The sequence below is a fragment of the Burkholderia sp. MBR-1 genome, assembly GCF_013822785.1.
Taxonomy (GTDB): Bacteria; Pseudomonadota; Gammaproteobacteria; order Burkholderiales; family Burkholderiaceae; genus Burkholderia; species Burkholderia vietnamiensis.
Map to the genome: position 1 here is coordinate 2,801,973 of NZ_CP053609.1, position 24,045 is coordinate 2,826,017.

Sequence of the window (24,045 nt, forward strand, 5' to 3'; positions counted from 1 at the left end):
AATCCTCTGTCTCGTCTCGCGCGGCGCACACGGGCGCCGCTTCGGGTTCGTTTCGATGCGCCGCGCGCGCGGCGCGGCCGGTTCGTCGTATCGGATGGAGCCGCTTACCCCTTCACCGCGCCCGCCGTCAGCCCGCGCACGAAGTAGCGGCCGGCGACCACGTAGACGAGCAGCGTCGGCAGCGCGGCGATGATCGCGCCGGCCATGTCGACGTTGTATTCCTTCACGCCCGTCGACGTGTTGACGAGGTTGTTCAGCGCAACCGTGATCGGCATCGAGTCGACGCCGGAGAACACGATCCCGAACAGGAAGTCGTTCCAGATCTGCGTGAACTGCCAGATCAGGCAGACCATGAAGATCGGCAGCGACACGGGCATCAGGATCTTCGTGAAGATCGTGAAGAAGCCCGCGCCGTCGATGCGCGCGGCCTTCACGAGCTCGGCCGGCACGCTCACGTAGAAGTTGCGGAAGAACATCGTGGTGAATGCGATCCCGTACACGACGTGCACGAACACCAGGCCCGGAATCGTGTTCGCGAGGCCGAGCATCCCCTGCAGGCGCGCCATCGGCAGCAGGATCACCTGGAACGGAATGAAGCAGCCGACCAGCATCATCGTGAACAGCGCGTCGGCGCCGCGAAAGCGCCAGTGCGTGAGCACGTAGCCGTTGAACGCGCCGATCAGCGACGAGATCAGCACGGCCGGGATCACCATCTGCAGCGAGTTCAGGAAGAACGGCTTCATGCCGTCGCAGCGCACGCCGGTGCACGCGCCGCTCCACGCCTTCACCCACGGATCGAAGGTCCAGTGCGACGGCGGCGTCAGCAGGTTGCCGGTGCGCAGCTGGTCGAGATCCTTGAACGAGGTCGACAGCATCACGTAGATCGGGAACAGGAAATACAGCGCGAACAGGATCAGCGCCGCATAGATCACTGCCCGGCTGATCGTCATCTTAGGCTGCATTGCGGGTGCTCCTCGATTCCATATACATCAGCGGCACCAGCACCGCGACCACGGTCGCGAGCATCATCACCGACGACGCCGCGCCGAGCCCGAGCTGGCCGCGGTTGAACGAAAACGTGTACATGAACATGGCCGGCAGCGACGACGACGTGCCGGGGCCGCCCGCCGTCAGTGCGACGACCAGGTCGAAGGTCTTGATCGTGATGTGGCAGAGGATCAGCAGCACCGAGAAGAACACCGGGCGCATGCTCGGGATCACGATCTTGCGGTAGATGGTCGGCAGCGTCGCGCCGTCGACCTGCGCGGCCTTGAAGATCTCCGCGTCGACGCCGCGCAGCCCCGCGAGGAACAGCGCCATCACGAAGCCGGTCGACTGCCAGACGGCCGCGATCACGATACAGAAGATGGCCTTGTCCGGATCGTCGAGCCAGCCGAACGAGAAGCTCGTCCAGCCCCAGTCGTGCATCACCTTCTCGAGGCCGAGGCCGGGGTTCAGGATCCACTGCCATGCGGTGCCGGTGACGATGAACGACAGCGCCATCGGATACAGGAAGATCGCGCGCAGCGCGCCTTCGTTGCGGATCCGCTGGTCAAGCAGGATCGCGAGGAACAGCCCGAGCCCGACGCAGATCGCGATGAACGGAATCCCGAACCAGCCGAGGTTCGCGGCGGAGGTCCACCACACGTCGTTCTGGAACAGGTCCGTATAGCGGCCGAAGCCGTCGAATTCGTAGTTCGGCAACAGCCGCGAGTTGGTCAGCGACAGATAGCCGGTAATCAGAATGAAGCCGTAGATGAACACCACGGCGATCGCGAGGCTCGGCGCGAGCACGAGCTTCGGGATCCAGCGATCGGCGAAGGCCGACATCGGCGACGTGCGCCGTGCGACGGCAGCGCCGGATCCGTTTCCGCTAAGAGGGGCAGCCACTTGATTCGACTCCTGGAACGAGGGCGGCGCAGGCCGGGCCGGCGCCGGGTACGGCACGGGCTCGCGGGCGAGCCCGTTTGCTGCACATGCAAAAACGCCCGGCCGACGATGCGTGTGCGGCCGGGCGCCCGTCGCGCGTTACTTGACCTTCGCGGCCTTCGCGAGCGCGGCGACCGCGCTCTTCGAATCCTGCTGCGAGTTCATGAACTTCGTCACGACGTCGGTGATCGCGCCGGCGGTCGCGTCGCCCTGGGCCATCCCGTGCGCGAGCGACGGCACGAACCCGCCCGACTTGATCGCGGTCTGCTCGTCGGCATACGACTTCTTCGCGCAGTCGTCGAACTTGTCCATCTTCACGCCGAGACGCACCGGCACCGAACCCTTCAGCAGGCTGAACTGCTCCTGGAACGCCGGCGTCATGATCGTCTTCGCGAGCGCGAGCTGGCCCGGCGTCGCGTTCTTCTCGCCCTTCTGCTGGAAGAACACGAACGAGTCGACGTTGAACGTGTAAGCGTTCGCGGTGCCCGGCACCGGCGCGCAGATGTAGTCCTTGCCCGCCTTCTTGCCGGCGTTCTCGAACTCGCCCTTCGCCCAGTCGCCCATGAACTGCATGCCGGCCTTGCCGTTGATCACCATCGCGGTCGCGAGGTTCCAGTCGCGGCCGTTGCGGCCGGTGTCGAAGTAGCCCTGGATCTTGCGCACCGTGTCGAACACCGACAGCATCTGCGGCGACGTCAGCGTGGCCTGGTCGAGATCGACCAGCGCCTTCTTGTAGAACGCCGGGCCCTGCGACAGCACGACGTCTTCCCACAGCGTCAGGTCCTGCCACGGCTGGCCGCCCATCGCGACCGGCTGGATGCCCGCGGCCTTCAGCTTGTCGGCGACCGCGAAGAATTCAGGCCAGGTGGTCGGGACTTTCGCGCCGATCTTGTCGAGCGCGGCCTTGTTCACGTAGAGCCAGTTGACGCGGTGCACCGAGAACGGCGCGGCGACCGTGTGGCCCTTGTACTTGATGATCTTGTCGATTTCCGGCGGCAGGTTCTGCTTCCAGTCGGTGGCGGCGGAATCGATGTTGACGAGCACGCCCTGGTCGGCCCAGTCCTGGATCAGCGGGCCCTTGATCTGCGCGGCCGACGGTGCGTCGCCGCTGATCACCTTGGTCTTCAGCGCCGTCATGGCCGCCGCCCCCGCGCCGCCTGCGACCGCGAAGTCCTTCCACACGTAGCCCTGCTTCTGCAGGTCGTCCTTCAGCACGCCGACGGCCTTCGACTCGCCGCCCGAAGTCCACCAGTGCAGCACCGTAACGTTCTCGGCCGCCTGCGCCGCCACGGCGCCAGCCATCAGACCCGCGGCGCAGAGCGCGCCCATGATCGAGCGAACTTTCATTACTTATCTCCTCCAGACTGAATCAACTCTTGAAGTTCCCCGCGGGGAACCGGCTTCTTGATAAACGACGGGGAAATCGAGCCGCGGGACGCATGCAGCGTACGGGGCCGATGACCGGCCGGGCTCTTACAGAAAGCGTGAATCGAGATTCAACGGCGTGTCTCCTCTTTGTGTTTCTGGCCCGCCGCAATGCCGCGACGCGAGCCCGGGGCGACGGCGCGCGAACCATGCGCACCGCCAATGTCCGATAACATTCGGCACAAGGCGCTCCACCGGCGAAGCTCGTGCAGTTCGTCGACCGCACATGTTTTTTTCTTCACCCAGGTGCTACCCCTTGCGGCGGATTGTAGTTAAACTACAATTCAGTGTCAAAAATATTTTTATCGCACTACGGATCGCTTCCCAGCACCCCAACCGGCGGAGACACATGCATACCGATTCCAGCTTTACTTTCGTCCTTTTCGGCGGCACCGGCGACCTGTCGATGCGCAAGATCCTGCCCGCGCTGTTCGAAGCGCACCGCGGCAACATGCTCGCGGAAGGCGGCCGGATCGTCGCCGTCGCGCGACACGAATCGGATCAGGCCGGCTATCTCGAATGGGTCGACACGCACGTGAAACCGCACGCGGTGAAGGCGGCCGGCAAGGCGTTCGACGAAAGCGCGTGGAAGTCCTTCCTCGCGCGCATCGAATACGTGAAGCTCGATCTCGGCCGCGCGGAAGACTACGTCGTGCTGCGCGACGCGGTGGCGCCGCACGCGGGCATCCGCGTGTTCTATCTGGCGACCGGCCCGTCGCTGTTCGTGCCGATCTGCAACGCGCTCGCGTCGGTTGGGCTGAACGAAGGCGCGCGCATCGTGCTGGAGAAGCCGCTCGGCTACGACCTGCGCTCGTCGAACGCGATCAACGACGCGGTCGGCGAGATCTTCGCGGAAGATCAGATCTACCGGATCGACCACTACCTCGGCAAGGAGCCGGTGCAGAACCTGCTCGCGCTGCGCTTCGGCAACGCGCTGTTCGAGCCGCTGTGGCGCCGCGAATGGGTCGAGAGCATCCAGATCACGATCGCCGAGGAACTCGGCGTCGAGGCGCGCGGCGATTTCTACGACAATACGGGCGCGCTGCGCGACATGGTGCAGAACCACCTGCTGCAGCTGCTGTCGATCGTCGCGATGGAGCCGCCGCATTCGATGGATTCCGACTCGGTGCGCGACGAGAAGCTGCGCGTGCTGCGCGCGCTGAAGCCCATCGATCCGCGCGACATCGGCAAGGTCGCGGTGCGCGGCCAGTACCATGCGGGCGTGATCAAGGGCGCGCAGGTGCCGGCCTATGCGACCGAGCCAGGCGTGAAGCCCGACAGCCCGACCGAAACCTTCGTCGCGCTGAAGGTCGAGATCGAGAACTGGCGTTGGGCCGGCGTGCCGTTCTTCCTGCGCACGGGCAAGCGTCTGGCCGATCGCGTCGCCGAGATCGTCGTCAACTTCCGGCCGGTGCCGCACTCGGCGCTCGGCGCGCCCGCGCTGCGCCCCGGCTCGAACCGCCTGGTGATCCGGCTGCAGCCGAACGAGACGATTCGCCTGTATTGCCTCGCGAAGCAGCCGGGCGAAGGCATGAACCTCGCGAGCGTGCACCTCGATCTGGCGTTCGACCGGTTCTTCAAGGAAGGGCAGATGGAGGCGTATCAGCGCCTGCTGCTCGACGTGATCAACGGCCGCCTCGCGTTGTTCGTGCGCCGCGACGAGCAGGAAGCCGCATGGCGCTGGGTCGAGCCGATCCTGAATGAATGGGCACGCACGCTGAAGCCGCCGAAGCCGTACGCGGCGGGCACGTGGGGGCCGGCTGCGTCGAGCGCGATGCTCGCGCAGCACGGCACCTGCTGGCTCGAAGAGGAAAACTGATGCAGACCGGTGGCGCGCGCCACCGTGTCAGATGGTTCACATGAATTGAACAGACAAAGCAGTCCGGAGGAGATGTGATTGAGATCCACGCTTTCGACACCCAGGAAGCGCAAAGTGAAGCGCTCGCACGCGCCGTCGGCGACGCGCTGCGCGCGGCCCTCGCCGGCCCCGCGCGCCCGACGCTCGCGGTGTCGGGCGGCACCAGCCCGCGCCCGTTTCTGCACACGCTGTCGCACACGGCCCTCGACTGGGCCGGTGTCGACGTGACGCTGGTCGACGACCGCTGGGTACCCGAGGACGACCCGGCCAGCAACGCGCAACTCGTGCGCGACACGCTGCTGCAGGACGCGGCGCGCGCCGCGCGCTTCCTGCCGCTCGTCGACACGCGCGTGCCGCTCGACGCGCACGTCGCCGCGCTCAATGCGAACGCCGACCATCGCGTGCCGAACGTCGCGGTGCTGGGCATGGGCGAGGACGGCCACACCGCGTCGATCTTCGCCGACGCGCCCGAATGGCAGCACGCGATCACGACCCGCGAGCGTTTCGTCGCGGTTCATCCCGGCGCCGCGCCGCATGCGCGCGTGAGCTTGTCGCTCGATGCGCTCAAGCGCGTCGACCGGCTGTTCCTGCTGATCGCAGGCGCCCGCAAACGCGACGTGCTCGAAGCCGCGGCCGCAACGCTGCAGCACAACGCGATTTCCCAACTGGCCAACGACAAGGGGACCCAGCTCGATGTCTACTGGTGCGCAAAGTAAGGCCGTCGTCGCGGGTCAGCATGCCGACGGCCCGCGCCTGCTCGCGGATGTCGGCGGCACCAACGCGCGTTTCGCGCTGGAAACCGGCCCGGGTGAGATCACGCAGATCCGCGTCTATCCGGGCGCCGATTATCCGACGCTCACCGACGCGATCCGCAAGTATCTGAAGGACGTGAAGATCGCCCGCGTGAACCACGCGGCGATCGCGATCGCGAACCCGGTCGACGGCGACCAGGTCACGATGACCAACCACGACTGGAGCTTCTCGATCGAGGCGACGCGCCGCGCGCTCGGCTTCGACACGCTGCTCGTCGTCAACGACTTCACCGCGCTCGCGATGGCGCTGCCCGGCCTCACCGATGCGCAGCGCGTGCAGATCGGCGGCGGCACGCGGCGCCAGAACAGCGTGATCGGGCTGCTCGGCCCGGGCACCGGGCTCGGCGTGTCGGGCCTGATCCCGGCGGACGACCGCTGGATCGCGCTCGGCAGCGAAGGCGGCCACGCTTCGTTCGCGCCGCAGGACGAGCGCGAGGACCTCGTGCTGCAGTACGCGCGCAAGAAGTTTCCGCACGTGTCGTTCGAGCGGGTGTGCGCAGGCCCCGGCATCGAGATCATCTATCGCGCGCTCGCCGCGCGCGACAAGAAGCGCGTCGCCGCGAGCGTCGACACGGCCGACATCGTCGAGCGCGCGCACGCGGGCGAAGCACTCGCGCTCGAGACGGTCGAATGCTTCTGCGGCATTCTCGGCTCGTTCGCGGGCAGCGTCGCGCTCACGCTCGGCGCGCTCGGCGGCGTCTACATCGGCGGCGGCGTCGCGCTCAAGCTCGGCGAGCTGTTCACGCGCTCGTCGTTCCGCGCGCGCTTCGAGGCGAAGGGCCGCTTCGCGCACTATCTGCAGAACATCCCGACCTACCTGATCACCGCCGAATATCCGGCGTTCCTCGGCGTGTCGGCGATCCTCGCGGAGCAGTTGTCGAACCGCTCGGGCGGTGCGTCGTCGGCGGTGTTCGAGCGGATTCGCCAGATGCGCGACGCGCTGACGCCGGCCGAGCGCCGCGTCGCCGATCTCGCGCTGAACCATCCGCGCTCGATCATCAACGACCCGATCGTCGATATCGCGCGCAAGGCCGACGTGAGCCAGCCGACGGTGATCCGCTTCTGCCGCTCGCTCGGCTGCCAAGGGCTGTCGGACTTCAAGCTGAAGCTCGCGACCGGCCTCACCGGCACGATTCCGATGAGCCACAGCCAGGTGCATCTCGGCGACACGGCCACCGACTTCGGCGCGAAGGTGCTCGACAACACGGTGTCGGCGATCCTGCAGCTGCGCGAACACCTGAACTTCGAGCACGTCGAGAACGCGATCGAGATCCTGAACGGCGCGCGCCGCATCGAGTTCTACGGGCTCGGCAACTCGAACATCGTCGCGCAGGACGCGCACTACAAGTTCTTCCGCTTCGGGATTCCGACGATCGCCTACGGCGACCTGTACATGCAGGCCGCGTCGGCCGCGCTGCTCGGCAAGGGGGACGTGATCGTCGCGGTGTCGAAATCGGGGCGCGCGCCCGAGCTGCTGCGCGTGCTCGACGTCGCGATGCAGGCGGGCGCGAAGGTGATCGCGATTACGTCGAGCAACACGCCGCTCGCGAAGCGCGCAACCGTGGCGCTCGAAACCGACCACATCGAGATGCGCGAGTCGCAGTTGTCGATGATCTCGCGGATCCTGCATCTGGTGATGATCGACATCCTCGCGGTCGGCGTCGCGATCCGCCGCGCGTCGACCGCCGGCGAACTGCCGGAAGCTGTCGCGCAGGCGCGTGCGCGCGCGAGCGACGACGAAACGGCCGACGTGCTCGACTGGCTGAGCCACGGCGCGTCGCCGGCGGCGAAGGACGTCGCGCGCGACTGAGGTGCTCGGCAGCGGTCGGCGGCGCTCGCCGCCGTGCGCGCGCCGCAAAACGAAACGCCACCGCGCGCGCTGCGCCGGTGGCGTTTTTCATGGCGGGCCGCAGCCGCGGCGCGTCGGGCGTCAGGCGTCGGCCTTCACCGGCCGGCCATGCCAGCGCAGCACGAACCAGCGGCCGACGAAACACAGCACGCCGCACACGCCGATCGTCACGCCCATCGCGAACGGCGTGCCGTCCGCAAGCGCGCCGATCGCGACGCTCGCGAGCGCGCCGAGCGCGAGCTGCATCGCGCCGAACACGGCCGCCGATGCGCCCGCGTTGTGCGGATAGCGATGCATCAGGTCGGTCGTGCAGTTGGCCGACAGGATGCCGACTACGCCGACCACGAAGAACAGGCACGCGACGATCGACCACAGCCCGCCCCACCCCGTCAGCGCGACGAGCGCGACCGCGAGCGACGCGATGCAGCTCACGAGCGACGCGGCCGCGATGATGCGCAGCGAGCCGACGCTGCCCACCAGCCGCGTGTTCGCGAAGTTGCCGATCATGATGCCGACGACGTTCAGCCCGAACAGCAGCCCGTAGTGCTGCGGCGAGACGTGGAAGTACTCGATGTAGACGAACGGCGTCGCGGTGATGTACGAGAACATCGACGCGAACGCCATCCCGCCGCACAGCATGTGCCCCCACGCGACCGGGTCGGACAGGATGCGCCCGTACGACGCGAACGATGCGAGCACGGCCGCGCTCTTGCGCCGTTCCTTCGGCCAGGTTTCGGGCACGCGCAGGTAGGCGGTCGCCGCGCACAGCGCGCCGAATGACGCCAGCACGACGAACACGCCGCGCCAGCCGGCGAAACGCAGGATCTGGCCGCCGATCAGCGGCGCGAGCAGCGGCCCGACCGCGGTGACGATCGCGACCATCGACAGCACCTTCGCCGCATCGGTCGGCTCGTGCGCGTCGCGCGCGATCGCGCGGGCCAGCACGGACGCAGCGCCCGCGCCGAGCGCCTGCAGGAAGCGCACGAAGATCAGCATGTCGATGGAGCCCGCGACGAAGCAGCCGATGCTCGCGAGCGTGAATAGCGCGATGCCGCCGAGCAGCACGGGCCGGCGGCCCCAGGTGTCGGACAGCGGGCCGTACAGCAGCATGCCGATCGAGAAGCCGGCCATGAAGCTCGTGAGCGTGCGCTGGGCGGCGCCGGCGCTCACGGAGAAGCCGTCGGCGATCGACGGCAGGCTCGGCAGGTACATGTCGGTGGCAATCGGCCCGCAGGCGGCGAGCGCACCGAGCAACAGGATCAGCCGGGCATCGGGCCGGCGCCGGACGACGTGGGACATGGGTATCCGCAATGGGAGCCCGCGCGCAGCGACGCGCGTGGCGGTGAAGACGACGGAGCGCGCCGCGGGCGGCGCATCGGCCCTTGATTGTACGCGCAACTTTTCGCGCCGCCGGCCGTCGGCCGGTGTCGGCGTAGGGCCGCGAACGCACGCGCTGTGGCTTCGCGCGCGTACGGGCGGTTGCGCGCTTCGCCCGCGCGCCCGAGCCGAGTCGTCTCAATCGTATTAAGCTTGCCGCTCGCCGCTGCCCCCATCCGACCCAATCGACGCACGACCGAACCGATGACCGCCTTCCTGCTGATCTGGAGCCCCAAGAAATGGCCGTGGCCCGAACTGCCCGACGTCGCCGCGCGCGTGAAGGCCGGCGACGCCGTGCACGACGTATGGGGCTGCGGCTTCGCACGCGGCATCGTGCCGGGCGACCGCGTGTTCCTGCACCGCGTCGCGCAGGCGCCGAAAGGCGTGTTCGGCTCCGGCTACGTGACGCGCGCGCCGTACGAGGTGCCCGACGCGACGACCAAGCGCGGCTACCGGCTGTGCATCGACTTCGTCTACGACTGGCTCGTCGACGCGCATCAGGACGTCATGATCCCGCGCGACGCGCTGCGCGTGCATCCGTACTCGGTGCAGACCTGGGATGCACAGAGCTCCGGCACGTCGATCAAGCCGATGGTCGAAGGTCCGCTGGAAAAGCGCTGGGCGGAGCTGACCGGCAAGCGCAAGCCGCGCCGGTAAACGGGTCCATAAGCTGGCCGAGATTCGAGCCGAGAAGCTGGCCGAAAAGCGTGCCGCATCGCCCCGGCCGGCCCCGTGCGCGCCGGCCCGCATCGCGCGCGCAAAGGCCGCAGCGCGCGCGCCGGGCCCGCCGCGTGCGTCTCCGGTACAATCAGACGATCGTTCCGCCCAGGCGCCGCGGCCCGTGCACGAGGCCCCCGCGCCCTTCTCTCAGGTTTCGCTCATGTCCAACAACCAGATCCTCTTCGAACGCGCCCAGAAGACCATCCCGGGCGGCGTCAACTCGCCCGTCCGCGCGTTCCGTTCCGTCGGCGGCACGCCGCGCTTCGTGGCGCGCGCGCAGGGCCCGCACTTCTGGGACGCCGATGGCAAGCAGTACATCGACTACATCGGCTCGTGGGGCCCGATGATCGTCGGTCACGTCCATCCGGAAGTGCTGGCGGCCGTGCAGCGCGTGCTCGCCGACGGCTTCTCGTTCGGCGCGCCGACCGAGGCCGAGATCGAGATCGCCGAAGAAATCTGCAAGCTGGTGCCGTCGATCGAGCAGGTGCGGATGGTGTCGAGCGGCACGGAGGCGACGATGAGCGCGCTGCGGCTCGCGCGCGGCTTCACGGGCCGCAGCCGCATCGTCAAGTTCGAGGGCTGCTACCACGGCCACGCGGACAGCCTCTTGGTCAAGGCCGGCTCGGGCCTGCTGACGTTCGGCAATCCGACCTCGGCCGGCGTGCCCGCCGACATCGCGAAGCACACGACCGTCCTCGAATACAACAACGTCGCCGCGCTGGAGGAAGCGTTCGGCGCGTTCGGCGACGAAATCGCCGCGGTGATCGTCGAGCCCGTCGCGGGCAACATGAACCTCGTGCGCGGCACGCCGGAATTCCTGAACGCGCTGCGCGCGCTGTGCACGAAGCACGGCGCGGTGCTGATCTTCGACGAGGTGATGTGCGGCTTCCGCGTCGCGCTCGGCGGCGCCCAGCAGCACTACGGCATCGCGGCCGACCTCACCTGCCTCGGCAAGGTGATCGGCGGCGGGATGCCGGCCGCCGCGTTCGGCGGCCGCCGCGACATCATGGCCCATCTCGCGCCGCTCGGCGGCGTGTACCAGGCCGGCACGCTGTCGGGCAATCCGATCGCGGTCGCCGCGGGCCTGAAGACGCTGCAGCTGATCCAGGCGCCCGGCTTCTACGACGCGCTCACCGCGCAGACGAAGCGCCTCGCCGACGGCCTCGCGGCGGAAGCGCGCGCGGCCGGCGTGCCGTTCGCGGCCGACTCGATCGGCGCGATGTTCGGCCTGTACTTCGCCGAGCGCGTGCCGGCGAGCTTCGCGGAAGTCACGAAGAGCGACGTCGAACGCTTCAATCGCTTCTTCCATCTGATGCTCGACGAAGGCGTGTACTTCGCGCCGTCCGCGTACGAGGCCGGCTTCGTGTCGAGCACGCACGACGACGCGGTGATCGACGCGACGCTCGCCGCCGCGCGCCGCGCGTTCGCGGCGCTCGCCGCCTGACCGGGCCCGCGCGCATGTTCTCCGATACCGACTTCGCGCACATGCAACGCGCGCTCGCGCTCGCGGCGCGCGGCATGTATACGACGGCGCCGAATCCGCGCGTCGGCTGCGTGATCGTCAAGGACGGCGACGTGATCGGCGAAGGGTTCACGCAGCCGGCCGGCCAGGATCACGCGGAAGTGCAAGCGCTGAAGGACGCGCGCGCGCGCGGCTGCGACGTGGCCGGCGCGACCGTCTACGTGACGCTCGAGCCGTGCAGCCACTTCGGCCGCACGCCGCCGTGCGCGAACGCGCTGATCGACGCGCGCGTCGCGAAGGTCGTGGCGGCGATGGAAGACCCGAACCCGCAGGTGTCCGGGCGCGGCCTCGGGATGCTGCGCGACGCGGGCATCGACGTACGCTGCGGGCTGCTCGCGTACGAAGCCGGCGAACTGAACATCGGCTTCGTGTCGCGGATGACGCGCGGACGTCCGTGGGTGCGGATGAAGACCGCCGCCTCGCTCGATGCGCGCACCGCGCTGCCGTCCGGCGAAAGCCAATGGATCACCGGCGAGGCCGCGCGTCTCGACGGCCATGCGTGGCGTGCGCGCGCGTGCGCGATCCTCACCGGCATCGGCACCGTGCGCGAGGACAATCCGCTCCTGACCGTCCGCGGCATCGACACGCCGCGTCAGCCGCAGCGCGTGCTGGTGGACAGCCGGCTCGACCTGCCGCTCGACGCCCGGCTGCTCGAAGGCGCGCCGCTGCTGATCTTCTGCGGCCGGCTCGACGCCGCCGGCGAGATCCGCGCGAACGTGCTGCAGTCGCGCGGCGCCGAAGTCGTGTCGCTGGCGAACCTGCAAGGCAAGGTCGATCTGCCCGGAATGCTTGCGGCGCTCGGCGCGCGCGGCGTCAACGAGCTGCACGTGGAGGCCGGCCACAAGCTGAACGGTTCGCTGCTGCGCGAGCAGTGCGTCGACGAGCTGCTCGTCTATCTGGCGCCGAGCCTGCTCGGCAGCGACGCGGCCGCGATGTTCGATCTCGCCGCGCCGACGAGCCTCGACGGCCGCACGCGGCTGGCGTTCCACAGCGTCGAGCGGGTCGGCGACGATCTGCGGATCGTCGCGCGCGTCGCGCCGCCCGCGGGCGCCCACTGAACGGCGCCTTCGCCGTCGCGATGCTCACCGGCATCGTCGCGGCCGTCGGCCGCATCGAATCGCGCCGGCCGCTCGGCGCGCCGGACGACGCCGACGCCTGCGTGCGGCTGACCGTGCACGCAGGCGGCCTCCACCTCCCCGATGGCGCACTCGGCCACAGCATCGCGATCGAGCGGATGATCTGCGCGTCGCAGAGCCTGCACCGGGACTGATGCGACGGGCGCGGGCCCGCGGTCGTCCGATGGCCGTCGGCGGCGCGTGCCGACACCTGGCCGGACGGCCAACGGCGCGCACGCGCCGGCGCGTCGCGCTAAGATGCAACGGCAGCGGATTCGGCGCCACGCCGCGTACCGGCTGCTCCCTTTTCCACCAGGAGTCGTTTCCATGTCCATCTCGATGTATCAGGCTTCGCTGCCCGTCCTGATCCGCGGCCTCACCAACCTGCAGCACATCCTCGGCAAGGCGCAGGCGCATGCGGCCGAGAAGCAGATCGATCCGTCGGTGTTCATCGGCGCACGCCTCTATCCGGACATGCTGCCGCTCGTGCGCCAGGTATACATCGCGACCGACACGGCCAAGGGCTGCGCCGCGCGGCTTGCCGGCGTCGATATCCCGAGCTATCCGGACGTCGAACAGTCGTTCGACGAGTTGCATGCGCGCGTCCAGAAGACGATCGACTATCTGAAGAGCTTCGACGCAGCCCAGATCGACGGCAGCGAAGCGCGCCAGATCGTGCTGAAGATGCGCGTCGGCCCGATCGAGTACACCGGCCAGTCTTACCTGCTGAACTTCGTGCTGCCCAATTTCTTCTTCCACGTGACGACCGCGTACGGCATCCTGCGCCACAACGGCGTCGAACTCGGCAAGCTCGATTACCTCGGCGGCCGCAACGACCACGCTTGATGCCCTGCGTGACGAACACGTGACACCGGGCGCGACGGCCGGCGCAACACCCGGCGCGGCGGCCCGGCCGGCCGTCCTGCCGTCGCGCATTGCAGGTTCGCGTCACGGCCCGGTCGCGCGGCTTTTCGGCGCGCTTGCCGGGCGCGCGGCCCGTGCCAGCCGAAACGCGGTCCGGCTGGCGTAAAATACGCACTTTCCTTTTTCTCGCCCCTTTATGACGCTCGCCTCCACGCTCGACATCATCGCGGAGTTGAAAGCCGGCCGGATGGTGATCCTGGTCGACGAAGAAGACCGCGAAAACGAAGGCGATCTCGTGATCGCCGCCGAGTTCGTCACGCCGGAAGCGATCAACTTCATGGCCCGGTACGGCCGCGGGCTGATTTGTCTGACGTTGACACAGGAACGCTGCAAGCAGCTGCACCTGCCGCTGATGACCTACCGCAACGGCACCCAGTACGGCACCGCATTCACGGTCAGCATCGAAGCGGCCGAAGGCGTGACGACCGGCATCTCGGCCGCCGACCGCGCACATACGATCGCCACGGCGGTCGCGCACGACGTGCGCCCCGAGCACATCGTGCAGCCGGGCCACGTGTTCCCGATCATGGCGCAGCCGGGCGGCGTGCTGGTGCGCGCCGGCCATACCGAGGCCGGCTGCGACTTCACCGCGCTCGCGGGGCTCACGCCGGCCGCGGTGATCTGCGAGATCATCAAGGACGACGGCACGATGGCGCGCCTGCCCGATCTGCTCGAGTTCGCGAAGGAACACGATCTGAAGATCGGCACGATCGCCGACCTGATCCAGTACCGCAGCCGCACCGAGTCGATCATCGAGCGGATCGCCGAGCGCACGATGCAGACCGCGCACGGCACGTTCCGCGCGGTGCTGTACCGCGACCAGCCGAGCGGCTCGCCGCACATCGCGCTGGTGCGCGGCGCGCCGGCGCCCGACGTCGATACGCCGGTGCGCGTGCACGAGCCGCTGTCGGTGCTCGACCTGCTCGAGACGGGCATCTCGACGCACTCGTGGACGCTCGACGCAGCGATGCGCGAGATTGCGGAGCGCGACCTCGGCGTGATCGTGCTGCTCAACTGCGGCGACACGAAAGAACATCTGATCGACGTCTTCAAGGCGTTCGACGAGGAACAGAAGGCCGCTGCGCTGAAGCGCCGGCCGGTCGATTTCAAGACGTTCGGCATCGGCGCGCAGATCCTGCGTGATGTCGGCGTCGGCAAGATGCAGGTGCTGTCGAATCCGCGCAAGCTGGGCAGCATGTCCGGCTACGGCCTCGAAGTCACGGGCTTCATTCCGATGCCCGGCGACGAAGCCAAGTCCTGCCCGGCGTCCAACGCGTAACCCGCCGCGGCGCTTTCGCCCTATAACCGTTCATCCACACCACGGACCAGATCATGGAAATCGGACAATACCAACCGAATCTCGAAGGCGACGGCCTGCGTATCGGCATCGTGCAATCCCGCTTCAACGAACCCGTCTGCAACGGCCTCGCCGATGCATGCGTCGAAGAACTCGAGCGCCTCGGCGTGTCGGGTGAAGACGTGCTGCTCGTATCGGTGCCGGGCGCGCTGGAAATCCCGCTCGCGCTTCAAAAGCTCGCGGAAAGCGGCCAGTTCGACGCGCTGATCGCGCTCGGCGCGGTGATCCGCGGCGAGACGTACCACTTCGAACTCGTGTCGAACGAAAGCGGTGCGGGCATCACGCGCATCGGCCTCGACTTCAACCTGCCGATCGCGAACGCGGTGCTGACGACCGAAAACGACGAGCAAGCCGTCGCGCGCATGACCGAAAAGGGTCGTGACGCCGCTCGCGTCGCGGTCGAGATGGCGAACCTGACGATGGCGCTCGACCAGCTCGGCGACGACGAAGAAGAAGACGAAGACGACGAAGAGGAGCGCGCATGAAAAAGAGCGCCCGCCGACAATCGCGCGAGCTGGCGACGCAGGGCTTGTATCAGTGGCTGCTGTCGAACGCGTCCTCCGGCGAGATCGACGCGCAACTGCGCGGCGCGCTCGGTTACGACAAGGCCGACAAGGAACTGCTCGAGGCCATCCTGCACGGTGTGATTCGCGAGCACGCGACGCTGGTCGAAGCGATCACGCCGTCGCTGGATCGTCCGATCGACCAGTTGTCGCCGGTTGAACGCGCCGTGCTGCTGATCGCGACGTTCGAGCTCACGCACCATGTCGAAACGCCGTACCGCGTCATCATCAACGAAGCGGTCGAACTCACGAAGACGTTCGGCGGCTCCGACGGCTACAAGTACGTGAACGGCGTGCTCGACAAGCTCGCCGCGAAGCTGCGCCCCGCCGAAACGCAGGCGCGTCGCAACAGCTGATCCGTGTATCGACGGGCGCATACGCGCCCGTTTTTCGTTTCCCCTTCCCCTGCCCGCTCCGCCCGACCGATGAATACCACCGCCGATTCGCTCGTCACGCTCGCCGCACGCGTCGACGCGATCCAGCCGTTCTATGTGATGGAACTGATGAAGGAGGCACAGCGGCTCGAGTCCTCCGGGCGCGATGTTATCCACATGGGGATCGGCGAGCCGGATTTCACCGCGCCGGAGCCCGTCGTCGAGGCGGCCGCGGCTGCGTTGCGCCGCGGGGTCACGCAGTACACGAGCGCGCTCGGCATTGCGCCGCTGCGCGAAGCGATCGCGGCGCACTATGCGCGCGCGTACGGCCTCACGATCAGCCCCGAGCGGATCGTCGTGACGGCCGGCGCATCGGCCGCACTGCTGCTCGCGTGCCTCGCGCTCGTCGGCCGCGACGACGAGGTGCTGATGCCCGATCCGTCGTATCCGTGCAACCGGCACTTCGTCGCGGCGGCCGAAGGCCGGCCGGTGCTCGTGCCGAGCGGCCCGGAAGCGCGCTTTCAGCTCACCGCCGACGACGTCCGCACGCGCTGGGGCAACCGCACGCGCGGCGTGCTGCTCGCGTCGCCGTCGAACCCGACCGGCACGTCGCTCGAGCCGGACGAGCTCAAAAGGATCGTCGAGGCGGTGCGCGCACGCGGCGGCTTCACGATCGTCGACGAGATCTATCAGGGCCTCAGTTACGATGCGGCGCCCGTGTCGGCGCTGTCGTACGGCGACGACGTCGTCACGGTGAACAGCTTCTCGAAGTACTTCAGCATGACCGGCTGGCGGCTGGGCTGGCTCGTCGTGCCGCCGGCGCTGGTCGGCACGTTCGAAAAGCTGTCGCAGAATCTGTTCATCTGTCCGTCCGCGCTCGCGCAGCATGCGGCGCTCGCCTGCTTCGAACCGGCGACGCTCGACATCTACGAAGCGCGCCGCCTCGAATTCAAGCGTCGCCGCGACTTCATCGCGCCGGCGCTCGAACGGCTCGGCTTCAAGGTCCCGGTAATGCCCGACGGGGCGTTCTACGTCTACGCACATTGCGGCGGCGTTGCCCACCCGGCAGCCGGCGACAGCGCCGCGCTCACGCATGCGATGCTGCACGACGCCGGCGTCGTGCTGGTGCCGGGCATGGATTTCGGCGTCCATGCGCCGCGCGACTATATCCGGCTGTCGTATGCGACGGCCTATTCACGGCTCGAGGAAGCGGTCGAGCGGCTGGCCAGGCTGTTCGGCCACCACTGAGCCACGGAACCCGTGGCGCCGCGCCGGCCGGCGGTCCAGCTGCGTCGATACAAATGAAAAAAGCACCCGACCGGGTGCTTTTTCTATTCGTGCGGGTGAAACCTGCGGTCGTTACGCGCCCAGTTCCGAATGCTCGCCGTGCGATTGCTTCGCGGTGTCGACGCTCGCGTCGTCCTGCTGCGCGCCCTTCGGTGCCGCGGTCTTCGCGGCGAGCGGCTGCGCGGCGTCGAGCGTCGCATGCACGCGCTTGGCGCCGCCTGCGGCTGCCGTGACGGCCGCGGTGACGATCGGCTTCGACGCCTGGACCGGCGCCTGCGGTGCATTGACCGGCACGTTGCGGCCGTGCGCCACGTCGCGCAGGCGGCCGCGCTCGGCCATGACCTTCGCGCCGTACGCGTTGTCGTCCGGGTTCGTCGAGCCGTTGTACAGGCGCAGGCCGTTCGCGAGCGAGCCGCCGCGCGCGATGCAGTCCTTCAGCACCAGCGCACCGACCTGCAGGTTCGCGAGCGGCTGCAGCGCGGTATCGGTGCCGCCGAAGTATTCGAACTTGTCGGAATGGACCTTCGACATGACCTGCATCAGCCCCTGCGCGCCGACGCCGCTTTCCGCGTACGGGTTGAAGCCGGATTCGATCGCCATCACCGACAGCAGCAGCAGCGGATCGAGGCCGACGTCGCGGCCGGTCTGGAACGCCGCCTTGACGAGCTGGCCGAGCGGCTCCTGCGCGACCCGGTAGCGGCGCGACAGGTAGGTGGCGACGAGCGCCTGTTCACGGTTCGACGCGAGCGTGCGATCGTCACGGGCGTCGGCCGGAACCCGCTGGGTCGGAATCAGTTTCGCGAGCGCGACCGGCGACGGGCCGTTGCGGGCCGCATCGGCCGCATCGTTCTGCGCGGAGGTTTCAGGCGCGACGTCGAGACCGACGGCGAGCGCGTCCGTTTCGGTCGCGTCTTCCTGCTGCGGCTGCGCGCCGGCGGGCGCGAAGTTCGGCAGCGGATGGCCGGACAGCAGACGGGCCGGACCGGCTTGCATGGCCGCGGATACGATCGGCATCAGCTTTGCGGCGAGGTTCCCGCGCACGGTCGGCACGAGCCAGAGGGCGAGCGCAACTGCGACAGCGAGACAGCCGACAACGCTGAATAAGTGGTGACTGACACGCGTCCCCCGGCGCAGCATGTCGCGCACGAACTGCGCATGCTGCTCTGTGGGACGCCACGATAACCAAGCGTTCATTCAGATCATCTCCCATGAACATGACTCGTGCGGCTCGCTCGGCTCGATGGCGAGACAGAATACGCGCCGCGGAATCACGACGCCGCACGCCTTGGTCGGACGCACAAGCATCGGGGAAACGGTATAAGTACCGTTCGAGGCCACGGTGTAAGAAGGCCAGCACCTTTGCATCTTGTGCAAGGTGGGCACACGCGGTGGCACTCACGCAAAAAACCAGCGTCAGGTGGCGCTGGCCGAGACTACAACTAAAGACCGTCGAAAGACGCCGTGCAGGATTCGGCGGACGGTGACGCGCTGCGTCGAAGATCGGTGATTGGCGGCTCGAAGCCTTTTACCCTGCAACCAATGTGAGCGGATTCTAGCAGGGTTTTATAGATCGTCAACACTATAAAACCTCGAAATTATAACAAAAAGTAATGTTGAAGCGGCCTTCAGATCGCGAGGCCTCTGCCGAAGGGGCTTCCAGCGCGGTCTACTTTTTTCACTCGCGGGCGAGCGCGCGGCGGCGCGGGTAAAATCGGCGATCGATTCGGGGCCGCACCGGCAGTTGCGCCCGCTCACCGTTGCCCGCGTCGCGGGCAATCCGGACCATCTTCATGAAATACAAAGACTTACGAGATTTCATTCAGCGCCTCGAGGCGCTCGGCGAACTGCGGCGCGTCACGCAGCCCGTGTCGCCCGTGCTCGAAATGACTGAGCTGTGCGACCGCGTGCTGCGCGCCGGCGGCCCTGCGCTGCTGTTCAACGCGCCGCCGGGCAATGCGTTTCCGGTGCTCGGCAACCTGTTCGGCACGCCGCGCCGCGTCGCGCTCGGGATGGGCGTCGATGCGGGCGACGACGCCGCGCTCGGCTCGCTGCGCGACCTCGGGCGGCTGCTGTCCGCGTTGAAGGAGCCGGATCCGCCGAAGAGCCTGAAGGACGCCGGCAAGCTGCTGTCGCTCGCCAAGGCCGTGTGGGACATGGCGCCGAAATCGGTGTCGTCGCCGGCATGCCAGGAGATCGTCTGGGAAGGCGCCGACGTCGACCTGCACAAGCTGCCGATCCAGACCTGCTGGCCCGGCGACGCCGGGCCGCTCGTCACGTGGGGCCTCACGGTCACGCGCGGGCCGAACAAGTCGCGCCAGAACCTCGGCATCTACCGCCAGCAGCTGATCGGCCGCAACAAACTGATCATGCGCTGGCTCGCCCATCGCGGCGGCGCGCTGGATTTCCGCGAATTCGCCTTGAGGAATCCGGGCCAACCGTATCCGGTCGCGGTCGTGCTCGGCGCCGACCCGGCCACGACGCTCGGCGCCGTGACGCCGGTGCCCGACACGCTGTCCGAGTATCAGTTCGCCGGCCTGCTGCGCGGCAGCCGCACCGAGCTCGCGAAGTGCCTGACGCCCGGCGTCGACACGCTGCAGGTGCCCGCGCGCGCGGAAATCGTGCTCGAAGGCTTCATTTATCCGCAGCAAGGCACGCCCGCGCCGGCCCCGGCCGGCGCGCCGCCGCGGCCGGCCGGCAATGCGGCGGCCGCGTACGAGCACGCGCTCGAAGGCCCGTACGGCGACCACACCGGCTACTACAACGAGCAGGAGTGGTTTCCGGTGTTCACGGTCGAGCGCATCACGATGCGCCGCGACGCGATCTATCACTCGACCTATACGGGCAAGCCGCCCGACGAGCCGGCCGTGCTCGGCGTCGCGCTCAACGAGGTGTTCGTGCCGCTGCTGCAGAAGCAGTTCACCGAGATCACGGACTTCTACCTGCCGCCGGAAGGCTGCAGCTACCGGATGGCCATCGTGCAGATGAAGAAGAGCTACGCGGGCCATGCGAAGCGCGTGATGTTCGGCGTATGGAGCTTCCTGCGGCAGTTCATGTACACGAAGTTCATCGTGGTCGTGGACGAGGACGTGAACATCCGCGACTGGAACGAGGTGATCTGGGCCATCACGACGCGCGTCGATCCGGTGCGCGATACCGTGATGGTCGACAGCACGCCGATCGACTATCTCGACTTTGCGTCGCCGGTCGCCGGGCTCGGTTCGAAGATGGGGCTCGACGCGACCAACAAGTGGCCGGGCGAGACCAACCGCGAATGGGGCCGGCCGATCGAGATGGACGCGGCCGTCAAGGCGCGCGTGGACCGGCTCTGGCAGGAGATCGGACTTTGATCGGCCCGTGCGCCGGCACGCGTCGGCACGCACCATCGACTCCACCCGAGCAATGACGATGAGCTTTCCACCCGCCTCGATGCTGTCCGACGGCTTCTTCCTGTCGCTGTCGCTGTGTCTCGACATCGGCCTCGTCAACGTCGCGATGCTGTCGCTAACGCTGTCGCACGGCTTTCGGCCGGGCTTCTGGCTCGGCCTCGGCTCGTGCGTCGGCGATCTCGTCTACGCCGCGCTCGCGCTGGCCGGCATGGCCGTGCTGCTGCAGTTCGAGGCCGTGCGCTGGATCGTCTGGATCGGCGGCGGCGCGGTGCTGCTGTTCCTCACGTGGAAGATGGCGCGCGAAGCGATCGCGCCGCCCGCCGATGCCGACGACCGCGCCGGCGACGCACCCGCGCCGCGTGCGAGCGCGCGCCGCAGCTTCGTACGCGGGCTGCTGCTGGCGATGTCGTCGCCGAGCGCGATCCTGTGGTTCGCGGCGGTCGGCGGCGCACTGATCGCGAAAGCCGGCGCGACCACGCCGGCTACGGCTTCGGTGTTCCTGTCCGGCTTCTTCCTCGGCGGCCTCGCGTGGACGCTGTTCATCTGCACGCTCGCGAGCCACGGCCGCAAGCGTGCGGGCGCGGGGCTGATGCGCGCGTGCCATGTCGCGTCGGCGCTGCTGTTCGCGTATTTCTCTTATAGCGTGATCGTCGGCGGCTACCGCGATCTAATCGTTCACGCCGCGTGAGCGCAACGTGCCGCCCACGCGGCATCGGGCGCCTGAAATGAAGAACGGCGCAACGTCCGTCACCGGGCGTTGCGCCGTTCTGCTTCACGCGGCCGTCGCCGCGCGCGACGCGTCAGCGGCGCCAGTAGCCGTGGTGGCCCCAGCCGCCATAACCGTGATGCCAGTACGGACGGCCGTAATAGCCGCCGACCACCACCGGCGGCGGCGCATAGTACGCCGGCGCAGGCGCGTAATACACGGGCGGAGGCGGCGGTGCGTAGTAGACGGGCGGCGGCGGCGCGTACACGGGGTATGCCGGCGCAACCGGGATACCGATGCCGACCCCGATCGACACGTGGGCCTGCGCGGCGCTCGCGGCACCCAGGCCGAGCGCGGCGGCGGCGATGAACGGAATGAGCTTTTTCACTTCGATTCTCCTGCTGGAGCGGTAATTTGTGCGCTCCGGTCGGCGACGGCAGGCGCGCACGTCGCATGCAAGCAATGTAGCGAAAACCCGCTCCGGGCGGGTCGCGCATTTGTTGCAAATTGCAATTCCGGGCCGCGAGGGCCACCACGATGCCCCGCTCGCGCGGCCATCGCGTGCCGCACCGACACGCAGGATTTCGTCCGACCGGCCCACGCGGGGCACACCACTCGGTCGTTCTTACCGGACCACGCCCCCACGGCTCGCAGCGTGCCGTAATGAACGATTACAAATTCGAGACAAGACGCCGACCGTTCCGATGGGCAAGCGGCCCACTCAGTTTGAGGGTCGTAACCGTCCTCCCTCGAAGCTCCGCGCTCACGACATACATTCTTGCAACGACCCGCCACGGCGAGCACCAACGCGCTCGACGAGCTCCACGCGTGCCCGCGCCGTCGCGACGCCGTCGTCATTCCTGCGATACTGGCGGCTGCCCCGTTCTTGTCCCCGCCCCGCCCATGTCCGTACCCGATACTCCCCGCCTCGGCTTCATCGGCGCCGGCCGTCTCGCGCGCTGCGTCGCGATGCGTTTCGCGGCGGCCGGCTTTCCGGTCACCGCAGTCGCGAGCCGCACGGCCGCTTCCGCCGCAGAACTCGCAGCCCGCATCGACGGCTGCCGGGCAGTCGACACGCCGCAGCAGGTCGTCGATGCGGCCGACCTGATCTTCCTGACCGTCCCCGACGACCAGCTCGCGCCCGCCGCCGCCGCACTGCGGTTCGATGCGGCCCGCGCGAGCGGCCAGGCGCTCGTGCACTGCAGCGGCGCCTCGGCGGTGGAACTGCTCGATCCGGCCCGGCTGCAAGGCGCAGCCACCGGCGGCTTTCATCCGCTCTACCTGTTCGGCGGCACCGACGCCGACCTCACGCGCATCGACGGTTGCTCGGTCACGATCGAGGCCGACGGCGCATTGCATGCGACGCTGATGCGGCTCGTGGCCGCACTCGGCTGCCACCCGCTGTCGATTCCCGCCGGCGGCCGGATGCTGTATCACGGGGCCGCGCATTACGCGGCGAGCTTCGCGCTGTGCGGGCTGGCGGAAGCGGTCGAGCTGTGGCGCGGCCTCGGCTTCGACGAAGCCGCCGCGCTGCGCGCGCTGCTGCCGATGCTCGCCGGCACGATCGAGACCGCCCGCGACAAGGGGCTCGCGAACGCGCTCGCCGGCCCGGTGTCGCGCGGCGACACCGGCATCGTCGAGCGCCAGCTCGCGCTGCTCGAGGCGCACGGCGGCGATCACGCGACGCTGTACGCGCTGATGACGCGCCGCGCGGTCGCGCTCGCGGCGCAACGCACGGCGCCGCCGGCCACGCTGCCGGCGCTCGCCCAGGCCGTCGAAGCGTCGCTCGCGCGCACCACCGGACACCCCTCCCCGCCGCGAGACGAGGCGTGATAAGGTGTCGGCCGATGCGCCGCCATCCGGCGTTGGCGGCCGCACGCTACTCGACTGCATAAAAAGGATGCCAACGATGTTCGGCGAGATCGCCCGTTTTCTGCTCAATACCGTCTTCACGCTGTTCGGCGCCGCGCTGATATTGCGCGTCTGGATGCAGGCCGTGCGCGTGCCGCCGTACAACCCCGTCACGCAGGCCGTCCTGCAGGCCACCAATTGGCTCGTGCTGCCGCTGCGCCGCGTGATCGCGGGCGTGCGCGGGATCGACTGGGCAAGCGTCGTCGCCGCGCTGCTCACCGCGCTCGTCTATGTGGTGCTGATGGTCGTGATGGCCGGCTTCGATCCGGCTTCGGTGATCGCGACGCTCGTCGTAGTCGCGCTGCTGACCGTCGTGAAGTGGGCGCTCAATCTGGTGATCTGGATGACGATCCTGATGGCGCTGCTGTCGTGGCTCAATCCGCGCTCGCCGGCGATGCCGATCCTCTACCAACTCACCGCGCCGTTCCTGAACCCGCTGCGCCGCGTGATCCCGAACCTCGGCGGCATCGATCTGTCGCCGATCCTGCTGTTCGTGATCGTGCAGGTGCTGCTGATGATCGTCACGCGCGCAGCCGTGTCGCTGACGCTGTTCGGCATCTGAAGCGTTGCGCTACACCGCCGGCCCCACGGCCGGCGGCGCCGACAGCGTGTCGATCACGCCGAAGCTCGCCGGGATCATCGCGTAGCACACGCGCACTTTCTCGCGCGACAGCCGTTCGAGCAGTTGCCGCGCCTCGGCCTCGGTGACGATGAATTCGACCTCGATCGTGAGCGAGCCCTGCAGCTCGAAGAAGCGGTCCTCATGCAGCACGCGATGCCGGCCGAAGCCGGCCATCGCGCGGAACGCGGAACCGCCCGCGACGCCCATCCGGTTAGCTTCCTCCAGCAGCCATTCCCATAGCGGCTTCCAGTGCAGCCGCTGCTGCTCATGCACATAGAAACGCAGGAACACGGTGTCCATCGCGTTCT

At 68.2% G+C, this 24,045-nt stretch carries 22 protein-coding genes and 1 pseudogene; 16 read left to right on the forward strand and 7 right to left on the reverse strand.

The features are described 5' to 3' along the window. Positions 1–104: 104 nt before the first annotated feature. The 3 genes from MBR110_RS12900 to MBR110_RS12910 all read right to left on the reverse strand — a co-directional run bounded on the left by MBR110_RS12900 (position 105) and on the right by MBR110_RS12910 (position 3,276). Positions 105–962: a carbohydrate ABC transporter permease gene (locus tag MBR110_RS12900; RefSeq protein ID WP_011883676.1), complete on the reverse strand. Its 858-nt coding sequence runs from the start codon at positions 960–962 to the stop codon at positions 105–107. Further along, complete coding sequence (locus tag MBR110_RS12905) at positions 952–1,890, reverse strand: carbohydrate ABC transporter permease (RefSeq protein ID WP_011883674.1); 939 nt, start codon at positions 1,888–1,890, stop codon at positions 952–954. Before MBR110_RS12905 ends, MBR110_RS12900 begins: the two co-directional genes overlap by 11 nt. A 138-nt stretch (positions 1,891–2,028) precedes the next feature. Continuing rightward, positions 2,029–3,276: an ABC transporter substrate-binding protein gene (locus MBR110_RS12910; RefSeq protein ID WP_011883672.1), complete on the reverse strand. Its 1,248-nt coding sequence runs from the start codon at positions 3,274–3,276 to the stop codon at positions 2,029–2,031. 427 nt (positions 3,277–3,703) lie between these two features. Here MBR110_RS12910 and zwf point away from each other — a divergent pair, with 427 nt between their 5' ends. The 3 genes from zwf to MBR110_RS12925 all read left to right on the forward strand — a co-directional run bounded on the left by zwf (position 3,704) and on the right by MBR110_RS12925 (position 7,834). Continuing rightward, positions 3,704–5,173, forward strand: coding sequence for a glucose-6-phosphate dehydrogenase (gene zwf / locus MBR110_RS12915; protein ID WP_011883670.1), 1,470 nt, complete (start codon positions 3,704–3,706; stop codon positions 5,171–5,173). A 74-nt stretch (positions 5,174–5,247) separates the two neighbouring features. Beyond that, positions 5,248–5,928 (forward strand): 6-phosphogluconolactonase, encoded by a 681-nt coding sequence (pgl, locus tag MBR110_RS12920; protein ID WP_046425163.1) that lies wholly within the window; start codon positions 5,248–5,250, stop codon positions 5,926–5,928. Beyond that, a complete protein-coding gene (locus tag MBR110_RS12925; RefSeq protein WP_011883666.1) occupies positions 5,906–7,834 on the forward strand; it encodes a bifunctional transcriptional regulator/glucokinase in 1,929 nt (642 codons plus the stop codon). The genes pgl and MBR110_RS12925 overlap by 23 nt, the downstream gene beginning before the upstream one ends. 120 nt (positions 7,835–7,954) lie before the next feature. Here MBR110_RS12925 and MBR110_RS12930 read toward each other — a convergent pair whose 3' ends face one another. Further along, on the reverse strand, positions 7,955–9,172 hold the full coding sequence (locus MBR110_RS12930; protein ID WP_059475594.1) for a Bcr/CflA family multidrug efflux MFS transporter: 1,218 nt from the start codon (positions 9,170–9,172) through the stop codon (positions 7,955–7,957). Between the two features lie 282 nt (positions 9,173–9,454). Here MBR110_RS12930 and MBR110_RS12935 point away from each other — a divergent pair, with 282 nt between their 5' ends. The 9 genes and pseudogenes from MBR110_RS12935 (at position 9,455) to MBR110_RS12975 (ending at position 17,073) form a co-directional block, all read left to right on the forward strand. Beyond that, a complete protein-coding gene (locus MBR110_RS12935) occupies positions 9,455–9,907 on the forward strand; it encodes a hypothetical protein (protein ID WP_011883662.1) in 453 nt (150 codons plus the stop codon). A gap of 223 nt (positions 9,908–10,130) precedes the next feature. Further along, the gene (gene hemL / locus MBR110_RS12940; protein ID WP_059733967.1) at positions 10,131–11,414 is read left to right on the forward strand and encodes a glutamate-1-semialdehyde 2,1-aminomutase; all 1,284 of its coding nucleotides are present in this window, start codon (positions 10,131–10,133) and stop codon (positions 11,412–11,414) included. Between the two features lie 14 nt (positions 11,415–11,428). Then, positions 11,429–12,550, forward strand: a complete 1,122-nt coding sequence (gene ribD, locus MBR110_RS12945) for a bifunctional diaminohydroxyphosphoribosylaminopyrimidine deaminase/5-amino-6-(5-phosphoribosylamino)uracil reductase RibD (RefSeq protein ID WP_014722623.1) — start codon at positions 11,429–11,431, stop codon at positions 12,548–12,550. Positions 12,551–12,570: 20 nt separating this feature from the next. Next, positions 12,571–12,723, forward strand: a pseudogene (locus tag MBR110_RS12950) (riboflavin synthase); the annotation flags it as partial. A gap of 211 nt (positions 12,724–12,934) precedes the next feature. Beyond that, a complete protein-coding gene (locus MBR110_RS12955) occupies positions 12,935–13,453 on the forward strand; it encodes a DUF1993 domain-containing protein (protein ID WP_045579377.1) in 519 nt (172 codons plus the stop codon). 214 nt (positions 13,454–13,667) lie between these two features. Next, positions 13,668–14,810, forward strand: coding sequence for a bifunctional 3,4-dihydroxy-2-butanone-4-phosphate synthase/GTP cyclohydrolase II (ribBA, locus tag MBR110_RS12960; RefSeq protein ID WP_011883653.1), 1,143 nt, complete (start codon positions 13,668–13,670; stop codon positions 14,808–14,810). A gap of 53 nt (positions 14,811–14,863) precedes the next feature. Beyond that, positions 14,864–15,373, forward strand: coding sequence for a 6,7-dimethyl-8-ribityllumazine synthase (ribH, locus tag MBR110_RS12965; RefSeq protein ID WP_011883652.1), 510 nt, complete (start codon positions 14,864–14,866; stop codon positions 15,371–15,373). Continuing rightward, positions 15,370–15,807: a transcription antitermination factor NusB gene (gene nusB, locus MBR110_RS12970; RefSeq protein ID WP_011883649.1), complete on the forward strand. Its 438-nt coding sequence runs from the start codon at positions 15,370–15,372 to the stop codon at positions 15,805–15,807. Before ribH ends, nusB begins: the two co-directional genes overlap by 4 nt. Before the next feature lie 69 nt (positions 15,808–15,876). Then, positions 15,877–17,073, forward strand: coding sequence for a pyridoxal phosphate-dependent aminotransferase (locus tag MBR110_RS12975; RefSeq protein ID WP_034194107.1), 1,197 nt, complete (start codon positions 15,877–15,879; stop codon positions 17,071–17,073). 111 nt (positions 17,074–17,184) lie between these two features. On the opposite strand, the gene MBR110_RS12980 is transcribed toward MBR110_RS12975, so the two are convergent. Then, positions 17,185–18,306 (reverse strand): transglycosylase SLT domain-containing protein, encoded by a 1,122-nt coding sequence (locus MBR110_RS12980; protein WP_011883645.1) that lies wholly within the window; start codon positions 18,304–18,306, stop codon positions 17,185–17,187. 596 nt (positions 18,307–18,902) lie between these two features. On the opposite strand from MBR110_RS12980, the gene MBR110_RS12985 reads away from it, so the two are divergent. Together MBR110_RS12985 and MBR110_RS12990 are read left to right on the forward strand one after the other, a co-directional pair. Further along, positions 18,903–20,459: a UbiD family decarboxylase gene (locus tag MBR110_RS12985; RefSeq protein ID WP_011883644.1), complete on the forward strand. Its 1,557-nt coding sequence runs from the start codon at positions 18,903–18,905 to the stop codon at positions 20,457–20,459. Between the two features lie 58 nt (positions 20,460–20,517). After that, complete coding sequence (locus MBR110_RS12990; RefSeq protein ID WP_014722614.1) at positions 20,518–21,186, forward strand: LysE family translocator; 669 nt, start codon at positions 20,518–20,520, stop codon at positions 21,184–21,186. Positions 21,187–21,298: 112 nt separating this feature from the next. On the opposite strand, the gene MBR110_RS12995 is transcribed toward MBR110_RS12990, so the two are convergent. Next, positions 21,299–21,592, reverse strand: coding sequence for a hypothetical protein (locus tag MBR110_RS12995; RefSeq protein WP_014722613.1), 294 nt, complete (start codon positions 21,590–21,592; stop codon positions 21,299–21,301). A 515-nt stretch (positions 21,593–22,107) separates the two neighbouring features. Between MBR110_RS12995 and MBR110_RS13000 the strand changes: the two genes are divergently transcribed. Further along, complete coding sequence (locus tag MBR110_RS13000; RefSeq protein ID WP_034194106.1) at positions 22,108–23,037, forward strand: Rossmann-like and DUF2520 domain-containing protein; 930 nt, start codon at positions 22,108–22,110, stop codon at positions 23,035–23,037. Between the two features lie 76 nt (positions 23,038–23,113). Next, entirely contained in the window at positions 23,114–23,677 is a 564-nt protein-coding gene (locus MBR110_RS13005) for a YggT family protein (protein ID WP_011883636.1), read from the forward strand. A gap of 9 nt (positions 23,678–23,686) precedes the next feature. On the opposite strand, the gene MBR110_RS13010 is transcribed toward MBR110_RS13005, so the two are convergent. After that, positions 23,687–24,037 carry a DUF190 domain-containing protein gene (locus MBR110_RS13010; protein ID WP_059604096.1) on the reverse strand — a complete coding sequence of 117 codons (351 nt, stop codon included), beginning with the start codon at positions 24,035–24,037 and terminating at the stop codon, positions 23,687–23,689. Positions 24,038–24,045: the final 8 nt, after the last annotated feature.

Excerpts from the sequence above, each read along its gene's own strand:
- MBR110_RS12900 (WP_011883676.1), bottom strand. The coding sequence starts at position 962 with ATGCAGCCTAAGATGACGATCAGCCGGGCAGTGATCTATGCGGCGCTG.
- MBR110_RS12910 (WP_011883672.1), bottom strand. The coding sequence starts at position 3,276 with ATGAAAGTTCGCTCGATCATGGGCGCGCTCTGCGCCGCGGGTCTGATG.
- zwf (WP_011883670.1), top strand. The coding sequence starts at position 3,704 with ATGCATACCGATTCCAGCTTTACTTTCGTCCTTTTCGGCGGCACCGGC.
- MBR110_RS12925 (WP_011883666.1), top strand. The coding sequence starts at position 5,906 with ATGTCTACTGGTGCGCAAAGTAAGGCCGTCGTCGCGGGTCAGCATGCC.
- MBR110_RS12930 (WP_059475594.1), bottom strand. The coding sequence starts at position 9,172 with ATGTCCCACGTCGTCCGGCGCCGGCCCGATGCCCGGCTGATCCTGTTG.
- MBR110_RS12935 (WP_011883662.1), top strand. The coding sequence starts at position 9,455 with ATGACCGCCTTCCTGCTGATCTGGAGCCCCAAGAAATGGCCGTGGCCC.
- hemL (WP_059733967.1), top strand. The coding sequence starts at position 10,131 with ATGTCCAACAACCAGATCCTCTTCGAACGCGCCCAGAAGACCATCCCG.
- ribD (WP_014722623.1), top strand. The coding sequence starts at position 11,429 with ATGTTCTCCGATACCGACTTCGCGCACATGCAACGCGCGCTCGCGCTC.
- MBR110_RS12955 (WP_045579377.1), top strand. The coding sequence starts at position 12,935 with ATGTCCATCTCGATGTATCAGGCTTCGCTGCCCGTCCTGATCCGCGGC.
- ribBA (WP_011883653.1), top strand. The coding sequence starts at position 13,668 with ATGACGCTCGCCTCCACGCTCGACATCATCGCGGAGTTGAAAGCCGGC.
- ribH (WP_011883652.1), top strand. The coding sequence starts at position 14,864 with ATGGAAATCGGACAATACCAACCGAATCTCGAAGGCGACGGCCTGCGT.
- nusB (WP_011883649.1), top strand. The coding sequence starts at position 15,370 with ATGAAAAAGAGCGCCCGCCGACAATCGCGCGAGCTGGCGACGCAGGGC.
- MBR110_RS12975 (WP_034194107.1), top strand. The coding sequence starts at position 15,877 with ATGAATACCACCGCCGATTCGCTCGTCACGCTCGCCGCACGCGTCGAC.
- MBR110_RS12980 (WP_011883645.1), bottom strand. The coding sequence starts at position 18,306 with ATGAACGCTTGGTTATCGTGGCGTCCCACAGAGCAGCATGCGCAGTTC.
- MBR110_RS12985 (WP_011883644.1), top strand. The coding sequence starts at position 18,903 with ATGAAATACAAAGACTTACGAGATTTCATTCAGCGCCTCGAGGCGCTC.
- MBR110_RS12990 (WP_014722614.1), top strand. The coding sequence starts at position 20,518 with ATGAGCTTTCCACCCGCCTCGATGCTGTCCGACGGCTTCTTCCTGTCG.
- MBR110_RS13000 (WP_034194106.1), top strand. The coding sequence starts at position 22,108 with ATGTCCGTACCCGATACTCCCCGCCTCGGCTTCATCGGCGCCGGCCGT.
- MBR110_RS13005 (WP_011883636.1), top strand. The coding sequence starts at position 23,114 with ATGTTCGGCGAGATCGCCCGTTTTCTGCTCAATACCGTCTTCACGCTG.
- MBR110_RS13010 (WP_059604096.1), bottom strand. The coding sequence starts at position 24,037 with ATGGACACCGTGTTCCTGCGTTTCTATGTGCATGAGCAGCAGCGGCTG.